This window comes from Paenibacillus sp. WG02, assembly GCF_055396115.1.
Genome location: NZ_AP036016.1, coordinates 7,842,774 through 7,856,389, shown reverse-complemented (window position 1 = coordinate 7,856,389; position 13,616 = coordinate 7,842,774). Strand labels below are relative to the sequence as shown.

At 46.4% G+C, this 13,616-nt stretch carries 13 protein-coding genes; 12 read left to right on the top strand and 1 reads right to left on the bottom strand.

The annotated features are described in order from the left end of the window. The first annotated feature begins 65 nt into the window (after window positions 1-65). The 11 genes from ACBP55_RS35405 (at window position 66) to ACBP55_RS35355 (ending at window position 11,426) form a co-directional block, all read left to right on the top strand. Entirely contained in the window at window positions 66-1,016 is a 951-nt protein-coding gene (locus ACBP55_RS35405; RefSeq protein WP_464648329.1) for an ABC transporter permease, read from the top strand. A 50-nt stretch (window positions 1,017-1,066) separates the two neighbouring features. After that, window positions 1,067-1,942, top strand: a complete 876-nt coding sequence (locus ACBP55_RS35400; protein WP_029195740.1) for a carbohydrate ABC transporter permease — start codon at window positions 1,067-1,069, stop codon at window positions 1,940-1,942. 56 nt (window positions 1,943-1,998) lie between these two features. Continuing rightward, window positions 1,999-3,111 carry a glycoside hydrolase family 88/105 protein gene (locus ACBP55_RS35395; RefSeq protein ID WP_464648328.1) on the top strand — a complete coding sequence of 371 codons (1,113 nt, stop codon included), beginning with the start codon at window positions 1,999-2,001 and terminating at the stop codon, window positions 3,109-3,111. Window positions 3,112-3,284: 173 nt separating this feature from the next. Further along, a complete protein-coding gene (locus ACBP55_RS35390; protein WP_464648327.1) occupies window positions 3,285-3,989 on the top strand; it encodes an alpha/beta fold hydrolase in 705 nt (234 codons plus the stop codon). Between the two features lie 38 nt (window positions 3,990-4,027). After that, on the top strand, window positions 4,028-4,741 hold the full coding sequence (locus ACBP55_RS35385) for a metallophosphoesterase family protein (protein ID WP_464648326.1): 714 nt from the start codon (window positions 4,028-4,030) through the stop codon (window positions 4,739-4,741). Between the two features lie 95 nt (window positions 4,742-4,836). After that, the gene (locus ACBP55_RS35380) at window positions 4,837-5,778 is read left to right on the top strand and encodes a GyrI-like domain-containing protein (RefSeq protein WP_464648325.1); all 942 of its coding nucleotides are present in this window, start codon (window positions 4,837-4,839) and stop codon (window positions 5,776-5,778) included. A gap of 314 nt (window positions 5,779-6,092) precedes the next feature. Continuing rightward, window positions 6,093-7,070: an ABC transporter permease gene (locus tag ACBP55_RS35375; RefSeq protein ID WP_464648324.1), complete on the top strand. Its 978-nt coding sequence runs from the start codon at window positions 6,093-6,095 to the stop codon at window positions 7,068-7,070. Window positions 7,071-7,073: 3 nt separating this feature from the next. Continuing rightward, entirely contained in the window at window positions 7,074-7,970 is an 897-nt protein-coding gene (locus ACBP55_RS35370; protein WP_464648323.1) for a carbohydrate ABC transporter permease, read from the top strand. A 64-nt stretch (window positions 7,971-8,034) separates the two neighbouring features. Further along, entirely contained in the window at window positions 8,035-9,633 is a 1,599-nt protein-coding gene (locus tag ACBP55_RS35365; RefSeq protein ID WP_464653543.1) for an extracellular solute-binding protein, read from the top strand. Window positions 9,634-9,661: 28 nt separating this feature from the next. Beyond that, a complete protein-coding gene (locus ACBP55_RS35360; protein WP_464648322.1) occupies window positions 9,662-10,480 on the top strand; it encodes a hypothetical protein in 819 nt (272 codons plus the stop codon). A 55-nt stretch (window positions 10,481-10,535) separates the two neighbouring features. After that, the gene (locus tag ACBP55_RS35355; protein ID WP_464648321.1) at window positions 10,536-11,426 is read left to right on the top strand and encodes a hypothetical protein; all 891 of its coding nucleotides are present in this window, start codon (window positions 10,536-10,538) and stop codon (window positions 11,424-11,426) included. A gap of 29 nt (window positions 11,427-11,455) precedes the next feature. On the opposite strand, the gene ACBP55_RS35350 is transcribed toward ACBP55_RS35355, so the two are convergent. Next, window positions 11,456-12,523 carry a glycoside hydrolase family 88/105 protein gene (locus ACBP55_RS35350; protein ID WP_464648320.1) on the bottom strand — a complete coding sequence of 356 codons (1,068 nt, stop codon included), beginning with the start codon at window positions 12,521-12,523 and terminating at the stop codon, window positions 11,456-11,458. A gap of 130 nt (window positions 12,524-12,653) precedes the next feature. On the opposite strand from ACBP55_RS35350, the gene ACBP55_RS35345 reads away from it, so the two are divergent. Then, the gene (locus tag ACBP55_RS35345; protein WP_464648319.1) at window positions 12,654-13,577 is read left to right on the top strand and encodes an AraC family transcriptional regulator; all 924 of its coding nucleotides are present in this window, start codon (window positions 12,654-12,656) and stop codon (window positions 13,575-13,577) included. Window positions 13,578-13,616: the final 39 nt, after the last annotated feature.

Sequence of the window (13,616 nt, the reverse complement as noted above, 5' to 3'; positions counted from 1 at the left end):
GAAGGCTGCTGTTCATGCAGCAGTCTTCTCGTAATGAATGAATCGCCCGGAAAGGAAGAAGTCGTATGCAGGAAGTGAATGTAGCACAACGTGTGGTGGCTAGGAAACAAAGCAGTGAGCTGGGTAGACGACTCTGGAAAAACAAATGGATCTACGTCATGCTGCTGCCGGGAGTCTTATACTTTCTCGTTTTTAAATATATTCCCATGTACGGATTGATCATTTCGTTTCAGAATTATAAACCGTTTAAGGGGATTAGTGGAAGCGAATGGGTTGGTTTTGAGCATTTTCGGCGGTTGTTTACAGAGCCCGATTTCTTAATTATTTTAAGCAATACATTAATCTTATTTGTCATGAATCTCTTGTTTTATTTCCCGATTCCGATTCTTCTGGCGCTCATGCTGAATGAGGTCAAAGGGGATCTTTTCAAAAAAGTATTTCAAACGATCGTTTATCTGCCACACTTTATGTCCTGGGTTATTATCGTCTCGATCAGTTTCGTTATGCTGACGATGGATGGCGGTATTATCAACGATATTATAGAGTTTTTCGGATTTGAAAAGATCAATTTCTTGTTAGCCCCGGAATGGTTTAGACCGATCTATATTCTTCAAGTTATTTGGCGTGAAGCGGGTTGGGGCACGATTATTTATCTGGCGGCGATTGCTTCCATTGATCCTCAGTTGTATGAGGCTGCGCGTATGGATGGTGCAGGACGGATTAGACAAATGTGGCATATTACATTGCCCGCTATTCGAAGTGTCATCATTGTTTTGTTAATTTTGAAAATTGGTGCGGTTCTCGAACTCGGTTTTGAACATGTCTACTTGCTTCTCAACTCCATGAACCGAAATGTTGCGGAGATCATTGATACTTATGTATATACAGCAGGGTTAAAACAAGGGCAGTTCAGTTACAGCGCTGCTATCGGATTGTTCAAATCGTTTATTGGACTTGTGTTGGTTATGTTAGTTAACCGAATTGCCAAGAAGATGGGCGAAGAGGGCGTTTATTAAATGCTTACGAAGTAAGTTTTGCTAACGCAAAACTCTAAGGAGGTTACACCATGGTTGAAGATACTACGCTAGGCGGCAGAATGTTTGGCATCATCAATTATTTGTTGCTAACGATCATTGGTCTCATTACGCTTATCCCCTTTGTACACGTTGTAGCGGGTTCGTTTACGACCAGTGCGGAAATGGCCGCCAAGAAATTTGTCATCATCCCGACGGACTGGAGCATAGAGGCCTATCGATTCATTTTCTCGACGAATACGATTTTTAAAGCCATGGGCGTTTCGATTGGTACCACGCTTGCGGGAACGATCATCAGTATGTTTATCACAGCTCTGATGGCCTATGGTTTGTCCCGTAAAGACGTGGATGGAAGAAAAGTCATTATGTTTCTTGTCGTATTTACGATGTTGTTTCACGGCGGCTTGGTTCCGACCTTCTTGGTTGTGAAGGAACTGGGGATGATCGACAGCTACGCGTCGTTGATTCTACCTTCTGCGATTAGTGCCTTTAATTTAATTATTTTGAAAAACTTCTTTCAAAACATCCCAGAGGGACTCGAAGAATCTGCCAAGATCGATGGCTGCAGTGACTTTGGTATCTTGTTCCGAATTGTGCTGCCTCTATCGATGCCGGCTATCGCAACAATCTCGTTATTTTACGCCGTGACGTACTGGAACACTTACCTCAGCGCGATTCTTTACTTGAATGAGAGTGCGAAGTGGCCGATTCAAGTCCTCCTCAGACAAATTGTCGTGCTTGCGAGCGGGATGGATGTCAGTGCGGATTTGGATAGTGTCACACCGCCTCCTGCACAATCGATTAAGATGGCCGTTATCGTCGTTGCGACTTTACCAATCTTGTGTGTGTATCCGTTCTTGCAAAAGCACTTTGCTAAAGGGGCTATGATCGGCTCCATTAAGGGATAAGGAAGGGATTTCAATTAATCCGAAAATCTATTTTGATTATAGAGAGGAAATTTATTATGACTCATCATTTTGTAAAATCACCGATCGAATGGGCAAAAGCTGCCTGCGATTCAATTATGAGCACGTACACGCCAATGGAGCTGCCGCCTGCCGGGCGCTGGCATTATCATCAAGGTGTATTTTTATGCGGCATGGAAATGCTGTGGGAAGCTGAACAAGATGACCGCTATGACGCCTACATTCAGGCGTATGTGGATGGTTTGATCGACGAACGAGGCAATCTCTATTTTGCGCGGGATGAGCTGGATGCCGTTCAAGCTGGCCTTTTGTTGTTCCGATTGGAAAAACAGACAGGACACAGCAAATACCGAATCGCTGCGGATAAGCTGAGAAGTTTGTTGAACACGCTGAATCTTACTTCAGAGGGCGGTTACTGGCATAAAGACAAGTATGCATTCAACATGTGGTTGGACGGTTTGTATATGGCGGGTGTCTTCTCATTGAAATATGCGAATGCTTACGGAGATATTGCATTGCGTTCCACAGTGCTGCATCAAGAGAAACTAATGCGCAAATATATGAAAGATGAAGAGACAGGGCTGTTGTACCATGCGTGGGACGAAAGCCGCAAGATGCCATGGGCGAATGCCGAAACAGGCTGCTCACCGGAATTTTGGGGCCGCTCACTCGGCTGGTATGGCCTAGCAGTTACACAATTCCTTGATGAGCTCCCAGCGGATGAACCAGGGCGCGAAGAGTTAGTTAACTCTCTGCGTGATTTCGTTCATGCTTTGATTCGTTATCAGGATGCAGAGAGCGGACTTTGGTATCAAATCGTTGACAAGGGTGATCAGCCCGATAACTGGCTTGAGACATCCTGTACGAATCTGTTCGTATACACGATTGCCAAAGCGATTAAGCACGGAGTCGTTGGCCAAGAATGTGTGGATGCAGCCGTGAAGGGATATGAAGGACTGATTCGAACGCTGAAGTTCGACGAGCAGGAGCGGGTGATACTACCGCTGATCTGTATCGGAACGTCAGCAGGCGATTATGAGAACTATGTGACTCGACCGACTAGTGAGAACGACCTTCATGGAGTGGGCACATTCGTGATGGCGTGTGTAGAAGTGGAATCGCTTATCAGGCATTCGACATATGTGCAGTAGATAAATCAATAATCAATTCGTAACTGGACGTCCATCAGGACGTCCTTTTCATATTTCTTATGTAAGATCAATAATAATTAAGAAATCCCGAGTTAACCAATCTATGATAAAATAAAACCTAAATAATAGAAATACGCATAGATTTTAGAGTTTGCTAGGGAGCTGATATGTCGATGGTCGAGCCGCATTTTGCGCTGAATCAAGAAGTACGCCTTCATTATCTTGTTTCTTCAACCAGTACGGCGAACACGCCGTTAGTTTATATTCCCGGCATGCTGGGATCTGCAGAAGAGTTCTTTTTTTCAGCTTTTGACGACAGGGAATGTACAGCTATCAGCCTCAGGGGGCGCGGGAAAAGTGATTCTCCGAAGACCGGATATACGTTTAACGATCATGTGGCCGATATTGAGGCCGTGGTATCCCAGAAACATACAGATTCGGATCGCTTCGTTTTGATGGCTTTTTCCAGAGGGGCTGCTTATGCGATGGGCTTTGCTAGTCAGAGACCAGAACGGCTGAAAGGATTAATCATTTGCGATTTTCCTGCGCAGTACCCTGTGTTTAGCACAGAATGGCTTGAACGATGTTTATCTAATCCTCACACCAATTCCGACGTGGTACAAGCTATATTTGATGAAACGGAAGAAGTTGATCTGTGGGACCAGCTTAAGGCAATCGAGTGCCCTGTTTTAGTTATCCGCGGTGGAAATGAGGGCTCTTTCTTAAGTGAAGCAGATGCGATGCGCTATCAAAAACATCTTAAACACGTGGAGATCGTCGTCTTTGAGGATTCCGGCCATGCCCTGTGGGAACCGGATGAGGCCCGTTTTCGACAAACAATTCAACATTTTCTAGAGCAAATAGATGGCCATAAATAGATGGATTTACAGGAGCTCGCCATCAGGGGGTACAGGATATGAAAAGAACATTGGCCGTAAGCGATATACATGGCTGTGTGGATGAATTCAAGCAATTACTGGATAAAGTAAATTATAATGCCGTAGAAGACCAGCTCGTGTTGCTTGGTGATTACGTGGATCGAGGGCCGCAAAGTCGGGAAACCGTAGAATTCGTCATGCATTTGGTGCGAGAAAAGGGAGCGATTGCGCTCAAAGGAAATCATGACCAACGTTTCGTGGATGTTCTGGGGGACGTCGACGCACTGACGGAAATGAAATTTTTTGAACATGGTGGTATCCAAACTTTCAAAAGCTTCTGCGGGACCGAGGATCTTGATTTGAAGCAATCGAAGGAACGAATCCGAGCAAAGTTCAGCGATCATATTTCATTTTTAAATAATCTTCCGTATTATCACGAGGACGAGACTCACATTTATGTTCATGCTGGGCTTAACCCTACATTTTCGGATTGGAAAACCCAACCAGAAAGGGACTTTTTGTGGATTCGTGCTCCTTTTGTTCAGCAGCGAACCGTCGTGAAAAAAATAGTCGTTTTTGGGCATACGCCGGCTAAGGATATTCATGGGAAAGCAGATGTTTGGTTCGATCGTGATAAAATCGGCATCGATGGCGGCTGTGCATACGGCTTGCAAATCAATTGCTTGGAAATCAAGGGCAGGAATCAGTACAAAACCTTTTCGGTTGCTTCCAAAGGGAGTTGGAAATCATAAATGCGATGATATCGCGCACTCCATTAGCAAGAAAGATCAAGAATCGTTATTTTAAATAGCTTACACTGTGTTTAGAGTGCTGGAGGGGGCAATCGATGGACACCGATTACTTTGTGCAGATTCAGAAGACTTTGGATTATATTGAAGATCACCTATCCGAGCCTTTATCTGTTGCTTGTTTAGCTCAAGTTGCTTGTTTCTCTGACTTCCATTTTCATAGAGTCTTTCAAACCATGGTGGGAGAAGCTGTGATGGAGTATGTTCGGAAAAGAAGATTAGCGAGTGCGGCCTATCAGATCGCACATACGGAGAAGAAATTAATCGATATTGCCCTCGACAATGGGTTCCAGTCCCACGAGAATTTCACTCGAGCATTTAAAAAAGTTTTTGAACGTACGCCGCTTGCGTACCGTAAACAAGGTATTTTGACGCCAGTTTATGCGAAAGCGAATGTGCTGCAAAGAAAATTCAACCCAAAGCGGAGAGACTTTGAGCTACGCTCAAAGATCCCTATATTAGGAGGAATTCGAATGGAATATCAATTGAAGACGAAGCCTGCTTTTAAACTGATTGGCTATGAACTGAAAACGTCCTGCAAAGAGGGAAGAAACCATCGTGAAATCCCTGCATTCTGGGGCTCATATCTACAAGAGGGCAAGGGGAATCGCATTCCCAACCGTGTGCATGCAGATTCACAAGTTGAGCTGGGTATTTGTACGGATTTCAACATGGAGACTGGGGATTTAAGTTATATCATCGGAATGGAGGCCACTGGTTTTGAAGGTGTGCCAGCCGATTTGGTGAGCCGTGAATTTCCAGAGGCAAGGTATGTGGTGTTTACGACACCTAAGGTCCCTCAAGATCAATTCGTTGCATCCATTCAGAGCACGTGGAAATCCATTTTCGAAGAATGGTTTCCTCATTCTGGCTATGAGCATGCAGGCGGTGCGGAGTTCGAACTGTACGATGAACGCTGTAACCCATCCAAATATGAGCTCATCCAAATGGACATTTATATCCCGATTAAGGAAAAATAGCTGCATGCTTGTAACAAATGGGAATCATTTGTAATCCAAATGACATCTGGTTTTCATCTGGCTTTAAGGTTCGGGCCCTATACTGAAATTCGACCCCCTTTTTAAATATATATACTTGATGACCCGCAGCCCGTTGCTGTGGGTCTCTTTTTTTGCGTCTTTAGGAAAATGAACCTAGTATAAAAAAGGTGACAGGGCAATTGTTAAGAAAAGACAGCAGAGCAAAACGTGTCTATTTGCAAGCAAGCAGCGGCAGGATACGATGATATCGCCGGCACAACAGCAGGCTCACATTTGGAAAGGGTGAACACAACATGGAGGAAAGAGTGACCGGCTTAACTAAGAAGCTAAGTCAGCAGAAGCCAATTCCAACCAAGCCGATTCCGTCCACATTCCGAGGCCGCTTGATACGGGATCGACATTTGTATCTGATGCTTCTGCCTGTGATTGGATTTTATCTGTTGTTTAAATATGCTCCGATGGTCGGCGAGATGATTGCCTTCAAGGACTACCGATTCGCCGACGGCATCTTCGGCAGCAAGTGGGTAGGGCTGAAACACTTCACTAGCTTGTTCCAAAGCATCGATTTCTGGAGAGTGCTAAGAAACACGCTGCTGCTCAATGTGTATAGCCTTGTTTTTGGATTTCCGATACCCATACTACTCGCGCTTCTGCTTAATGAGGTACGCAAGGAATGGTATAAAAGAACCGTTCAAAATCTGCTCTACTTGCCCCATTTTATCTCATGGGTTGTGCTTGGGGGCATCTTCATTGCTATGCTTTCTCCAAGCACGGGTGTTGTCAATTTGGTGCTGACGAAGGTGTTTGGCATCGAGCCCATTTATTTCATGGCTAGCTCCGGCTGGTGGCCTGTGGCTTACACCTTATCAGGCATATGGAGGGAAGCGGGCTGGGGCACGATTCTTTATCTGGCTGCAATGGCCTCGATTGATCCGCAGCTGTATGAAGCGGCCAAGATGGACGGCGCATCGAAGCTGCGTCAGATTTTGCATATTACATTGCCTGGCATTCGCAGTACAATCGCTATTCTGCTTGTTCTTCGCATGGGGCATATGATGGATGTGGGGCTTGAGCAGACACTGGTGCTGCAGAATATGTCCGTCTTGGATGTTGCGGATGTAATTAGTACCTATGTGTACCGTGTCGGTTTGCAGAATATGAACTACAGCTATACGACGGCCTTAGGGTTGTTCCAATCCGCAGTTGGGTTGATACTGGTCGTAGGCGTAAACAGATTGACTCGAGCGTTCGGAGAACGGGGGTTATGGTAAGCGATGCAAAGTTTATACAGAAAACAATCCCTTTTATCCCGACTAGGGACGTCAGCTAATTATGCGATACTCGGCTTTCTTTCGTTAATTGCCTTATACCCGTTCTGGTATGAGGTTGTATCGTCCTTCAGCAGCAGCAGGGCTATTACAGCCGGTGAGGTGACTTTGTGGCCGGTCGAATTCAATGCGGAGGCCTATAAGCGTCTTTTCCAGGATGGGCAGCTCTTTATAGCGATGTGGAATACCGTGCTGGTAACCATAGTCGGCACAGCGCTCAATATGACACTTACTTTGCTGGCTGCATATCCGCTTTCCAGACGAAGACTGATGGGGCGTAATGGGCTGCTCATTTTCATCACCTTCACCATGCTGTTCGTTTCGGGCGTAATCCCGAATTTTATATTAGTTAAATTATTAGGACTCATGGATACCTATTGGGCGTTGTGGCTTCCCTCATTAATCAGTACATACAACATGTTTGTGATGAAAACGTTCATGGAAGGCTTGCCGGAGGAAGTGGAGGAATCAGCGTCCATCGACGGCGCTGGGGACTGGCGAATTCTGCTTCAAATCATTGTCCCATTATGCAAACCGATCATAGCGGCCATCTCACTCTTTTATGCGGTAGGCTGGTGGAATTCATACTTCAATGTATTGCTCTACGTTACCAAAACAACCAAGCAAACCTTAACGCTTAAGCTCTATCAAATGATCCTGCAGGTGGATCAGAATCTACTTGATCATGCATCCGGTAGCGAGGGTGTTGCGGAGATGACGCTCACTCCCGAAGGGATTAAAGCAGCGGCGATTGTCATTGCAGTCACGCCCATTCTGATCGTGTACCCGTTCTTGCAGAAGCATTTTGTCAAAGGCGTCTTGATTGGATCGGTCAAAGGCTGATATCTCGGGGCGAATAGTCCTTGATATATACCACACAATATTTAGGGGGATGGAACCATTGAAAATGACTAAACATGCGTGGAAACCAGTTCTTGCAGCAAGTATGTCTTTAGCAGTACTAGCCGCTTGCAGTACGAATACGACTACAGAGGGTGGCAGTTCAGCAAAGCCTCAAGGAAGTGCAGCTGCTACAGCAACAGCGGCCGGTCCGAAGAAAGAGATCAGTATTTCCGCTTTTGATCGTGGAACAGTAGCCGCTGAGGAAGGCAGCTACGAGAGCAACCGTTGGACAAAGTTTATAAATGAAAATTCGCCGGCCAAGGTGACCTGGGTGCCAGTACCTCGGGCACAGGCTCAACAAAAGCTCAGTACTCTGGTGGCTTCCGGAAGCGCACCTGATCTCATTTGGGAATATGACCGCAACTATATTGCGCAACTGGCCAACCAAGGTGCTATACAACCGGTAGACGGTTTCATCGAGAAATATAGCACGACTATGAAAAAGTATCTGCAGGAGCATCCTGAGCTCAAATCAGCGTCAACGATTAACGGCAAAATGTATGCGGTCACTAGCAGTCGAAGCATAGATGGAATTGCCAACCATGGGATGTGGATTCGTCAGGATTGGTTGGATAAGCTGGGCCTGAAGGCGCCGACGACAACGGAAGAATTGATCGAGGTAGCGAAGAAATTTAAGGAAGCAGATCCGGACGGTAATGGTAAAGCAGATACAGTGCCTATTGTGTTTAATGGCAACGCTGTGCAAATCATTCGAGCTCTCTTTTTCGTGAATGAGAATCAATGGTACTTGGAAGAGGGTAAGCTCAAATTTGGCAGAACGTTGGATCGTTACAAGGATTCCATTGCTTATCAGAAATTATTATTCGATCAAGGCTTGCTGGATAAGGAATATATCACGGATAGCAACTTCCAACGTGCGCGTCAAATGTGGACGACTGGCAAAGCAGGTATTTATTTTGGTTCATGGAATATGCAGAACGAATATATGGATCTTAAGAAAAATGTCGCCGATGCCAAGATGGTTCCTTTAGAGCCAGTGGCCAGTAAGTATGGGAAAAATGGTTTATATCAAGAGCTTCCGGCGAGTATTCTGGTAGCCTTTAACAGTAAAATGAAAGAAGACAAAATCGAATCCGCTGTTAAATTCCTCGACTGGATGATGGATAAAGGGGATATGGCGATGAAATACGGCGAGGAAAATGTCCATTACAAGCTAATTGACGGTAAAATCCCGCAAGTCATCGATGCTGACAAATCTCGTAAAGAAGTATCCTACGCAGGTGAGTATGCGATTGTAACTGATTTTAGTCTGAAATCCGACTGGTTTCCGACCATGGCTGCCCAAGATCCGCTCTCCCAGGAATATGCCAAATTGAAGTCACAGTCATTGGATGTAGCACTCAAAAACAAATACCGCAGAGACATAGCTTTTAGCCCAGATATTCCGGAAGTAAGCCAACTGATCGCCACGTTCCATCCGATCGCTACGCAAATCGAGGTGAAAGCCGTAACTGGAGGCGGTGCATTAACCCCAGAGGCTGCTATGGAAGAGTCACGTAAAGAGTGGAAGCGTCTTGGTGGAGATAATGTTGAGAAGCTTGCACAAGAGTGGTATGAGAAAAATAAAGAGTTCTTGAAATAATCAGAGCGTGAAGGATGGAATGCTCCGTATGAGTTTAAATGAGACCATGCTAGATCACAAACAACTTTTGATAAAGGCAATCACAGCCAAAGAAAGTGAGTATGATTCTCTTGTTTGTATGCTTCGTCGGCCCTTTCATAGTCCGGGGTACCATACTACGCTAACGGCGAAAGATCACCCGACAACCCATCCGACCTATCAATCGCTGCTCTATGCAGTTGGCTTGCTAAATACGGAAATGAAGGAATACGAACAGAGAGCCTGTGATATCATTGGCCGCCTGCTATCTTTGCAGGATTGTAATCCGCTAAGTGATACTTATGGGATATGGCCTTGGTTTTATGAAGAGCCGCTTACACAGATGGCTCCTCCTGATTGGAACTGGGCGGACTTTTGCGGCAAGGAACTGCTTCTTGCGGTGCTGCGTCACGGTCATAAGCTGCCTGAAGCGCTTAAAGATCAGATCCGAGAATCGGTAAGCTTTGCATGCGACGCAATTATCAGACGGAATGTAGGACCGAACTATACGAATATTGCGATTATGGGGGCATTTGTGACCTTAATCGCCGGTGAGCTGTATGAACGGAAGGATTATGCGGATTATGGGCTGGAAAGGTTGGAGAAGCTGCAGCAATATACAGCAAATTTAGGGACCTTCCAGGAATTCAACAGTCCTACCTATTCGGTCATTGCTATTGTGGAGCTGTCTAAAATTGGTGAGTATTCCCTCAACTCTCGTGCGAAGGACATAACCGCTGAATTGCTAGATATGGTCTGGCGAATGGTGGTGGAGCATTATCATCCGGGTCTCCCAGCAATGGGCCGGTCCGCACAGTCGCAGTTATAGTACGTTACTGACGAATAAGACTAAATCCTTCCTGCAAGTGGCTACCGATAACAAGTTGGTTTTCTTTACATCCGAGGATTTGGAATATGATACAGAGTGGTACGGCAGTGGAATCCAATGTCCAAAACAATATGTTGAGCAATTTACCCGTGTAGAAGTACGTGATCTTAGGCAGCCTTATTATCGCAATGAGGAAACCGGATTCGTGAAATGGGCGGATACTTACATCACGCCGCAGTATGCGATCGGAGTGTTTAGGAAAGAGATCATGTGGAATCAAACCAGAGGGATGGTTGCTTATTTCGATAATGGCGGGCAGCCGACCTATCTGCAAATGCGCTGCTTACACGATGGGTACGATTATTGCTCGGCTGTTCTCAGCGTTGCAGCGAGCCGCAGCCATCTGTTGTTAGGCGTAAACTTTCTGACGAACGGCGGGGATACACACCCAAATTTGGATCGCATTCAAGGCCGTATAGAGGCAACGGATTTCCGGATTCGAATGGAATTTGGCGGTTGCTTGGAGCTTATGAGCGTTGAGCAGGAAGGCACTGTGGCACAGGTGCAGATCAATGGACTGCCGCTTCGTTTCGAAAGTTTATATGCTGCCTTTGAGGGTACTGAAGAGAATCAACTGCGCTGCGGCGACAAAAACGTATCCTCCGCTGCTCCCGGTTGGAACTGGGAATGGAGCAAACAGGGGGACACATATGGACTGGATCTGGTTATTTACGCTGGCGAGCGGCAAACAATAGACTTCCAAGCTATGGACAAAGCTGCGTTTTTATTCTCGTTAGCTATTGGTGACACAGTGAAGGAAAAGCCGCTAATAGTCATTGAAGAAGAAGCGGAGCAAGTGACAGTAAGGCAGGCTGACAATCGTGCGGACGGCTCAAAGCAGCAACTGGCGATCTCCTTGAAGCCGAATGACAAGCATCCGAACTAGGGATTGCAGAAAAAGAAGGATCTCGCCAATTACATGGCGAGCTCCTTCTTTTTTACAATTAATTCAGAGAGCAGCATTAGCACTAGCCCCTGTCCATAAAGCGTGGGATAACAAGGAATTGTGTTATAAGCTTCAATCGTTGGCATAACAGGTGTTCCTCCTGATACGCCGGTTACTTCCCCGGTAGGCAGAATTTTTGATAGAATAGCTTCAACGGCGCGATAGGCTGCTTCCTTGCTGGATGGGTCGAGCAAACCGCGTTTCACGGCTAGTAGAATGCCGCAAGCGATACCCGCGCTGCCTGAAGTCTCCGGATAGTAATCAGGCTGATCCATGACAGTGGCCCATAGGCCATCTGGCTGTTGATAGCGAATGAGCCCTTGCATCATAGAACTGTAGCGCTCTAAAGTTTCTTCTGGCACATGGGTGAGGCCTTCTATTTCTTGCAGGATCATCGGCGTTGCGACTGCGATCCATGCGTTAGCTCTCGTCCAGCGCGCAGATGACATATGATCCTGCGCGATGCAGTTCCAACCGTGGAACAGTACGCCCGTATTGTCATCCTGAAGCAGTCGCAAATGGAGGTCAAGCTGGTTGACAGCTTCCTTGGCATAGGCGGTTTCACCGGTAAGGCGAGCGAGGCGCGCTAGGAACAGATCAGCCATGAAGATCGTGTCTGCCCATACCTGCTCGGGGAAGCTGGCATTTTCAGTAACAGTATGCTCAAATGCGCCTTCCCTTGTACGAGGAGCTTCGGTTAGCATCCACTTCCCGATGCGCTCGGCAGTTTTCAGAAAGACGGGGTCCTTCGTGTGACCGTAAAGAGCAGGAAATATGGCGAAGGGAGCCATGGAGTTAATGACCTTCAGATGCTCCGATTTATGCATGTTTTGGCGGGCCCATGAGGTCAGATGATTCAGGATCTCCGGATTTTGCGTGCTTTCATAATAGGCAAGTGCCGATATGACGCCGACGCCGGGCACCCAATCCCAATGATGAATATCCAAGCCCCAATTTCCCGTATGATCAGATAGCATGTAACCATAAATTTGGCTCGCGGTTTGTTCGAGATAAGCAGATGCAAGTGTAGTTGGCATTGTCGTATTCCTCCAAGAGAAGTAGTGGCATACGCTCACTATACTATGCAGGATGACCATGAAGCTTGGCGTATTCTCTTATTGACTTGGGGTATTGTCTACGAATTAGATGCGAAGGAAGTGAAGAACTGTGAGCGGGGCGAAATCGGAAAACTTGGAACTGGTGGAGCAGCCTGATGCCATAGGAGCGGCAATAGACGAGTGGACGAATCAGACACTTTCCACCTTTCCCGTTCATTGCTTGTATCGAACAACGAGCTTGTACCAGCGCAGTTTCCATTCGCATAGCGGATTCGAAATTTATTTATGCATACAAGGCAGTGGCAAATACATCGCCGGTGAGAGGATTCATACATTAGGACCGGGAAATTTCACGGTCGTACGGCCTATGGCCATGCATAGATCACGCCCGGATATAGATGTGCCCTTTCATCGCTATGTTCTTGCCGTGGAGAAAAGCTATCTAGAAGGGCTGTACGAGCGAGATGGGCAAATAGCCGCTTGGATCGAGCAGTGGCTTCCAGAGATGGGCAGCGACTCCCTTCATGTCCAATTAAATGCCCGCCAATTGCTGGGCTTGCAGGAAACGCTTAGTCAACTGGAGCGGGAAATCAGGGAGCAGCAGCCGGGATATCCCCTTGCTGTGAAAGGGCTCCTGCTGCATATGTTTACTCAGTTAGGCCGATATCAGACGGATATAGGCGTTGTTCAGCAGGGATCGGGAGACCGGAAGAGGGTTGTCGAAAGCATACTGAGCTATATGATGGAGCACTACCAGGAGTCCTTGCGTATAGAGGATTTGTGCGGACAGTTTCACCTTTCACGATCGTATCTTTGTAGAATTTTCAAACAGGATACAGGGGTCTCCGTCAATGAGTTTCTAATTGCCTATCGTATCAACAAAGCGAAGGAGTTCTTACAAGGGAGCGATCTGCCCATTACGGAAGTTGCAGCTTCTGTAGGTTTTCAGGATATTTCCCACTTTTGCCATACGTTCAAGCGATTGACGGAGTTGACACCAAGTGGTTATCGAAACCTATACCATTCAATTTAATTCGTACATCAACCGGCATGCTAGGCAAGAGAGTTCTCT

What these genes read in the sequence shown, in the direction of transcription:
- ACBP55_RS35365 (WP_464653543.1), top strand. Translation starts at nt 8,035, where the DNA reads ATGACTAAACATGCGTGGAAACCAGTTCTTGCAGCAAGTATGTCTTTA.
- ACBP55_RS35375 (WP_464648324.1), top strand. Translation starts at nt 6,093, where the DNA reads ATGGAGGAAAGAGTGACCGGCTTAACTAAGAAGCTAAGTCAGCAGAAG.
- ACBP55_RS35405 (WP_464648329.1), top strand. Translation starts at nt 66, where the DNA reads ATGCAGGAAGTGAATGTAGCACAACGTGTGGTGGCTAGGAAACAAAGC.
- ACBP55_RS35400 (WP_029195740.1), top strand. Translation starts at nt 1,067, where the DNA reads ATGGTTGAAGATACTACGCTAGGCGGCAGAATGTTTGGCATCATCAAT.
- ACBP55_RS35390 (WP_464648327.1), top strand. Translation starts at nt 3,285, where the DNA reads ATGGTCGAGCCGCATTTTGCGCTGAATCAAGAAGTACGCCTTCATTAT.
- ACBP55_RS35380 (WP_464648325.1), top strand. Translation starts at nt 4,837, where the DNA reads ATGGACACCGATTACTTTGTGCAGATTCAGAAGACTTTGGATTATATT.
- ACBP55_RS35350 (WP_464648320.1), bottom strand. Translation starts at nt 12,523, where the DNA reads ATGCCAACTACACTTGCATCTGCTTATCTCGAACAAACCGCGAGCCAA.
- ACBP55_RS35360 (WP_464648322.1), top strand. Translation starts at nt 9,662, where the DNA reads ATGAGTTTAAATGAGACCATGCTAGATCACAAACAACTTTTGATAAAG.
- ACBP55_RS35370 (WP_464648323.1), top strand. Translation starts at nt 7,074, where the DNA reads ATGCAAAGTTTATACAGAAAACAATCCCTTTTATCCCGACTAGGGACG.
- ACBP55_RS35395 (WP_464648328.1), top strand. Translation starts at nt 1,999, where the DNA reads ATGACTCATCATTTTGTAAAATCACCGATCGAATGGGCAAAAGCTGCC.
- ACBP55_RS35385 (WP_464648326.1), top strand. Translation starts at nt 4,028, where the DNA reads ATGAAAAGAACATTGGCCGTAAGCGATATACATGGCTGTGTGGATGAA.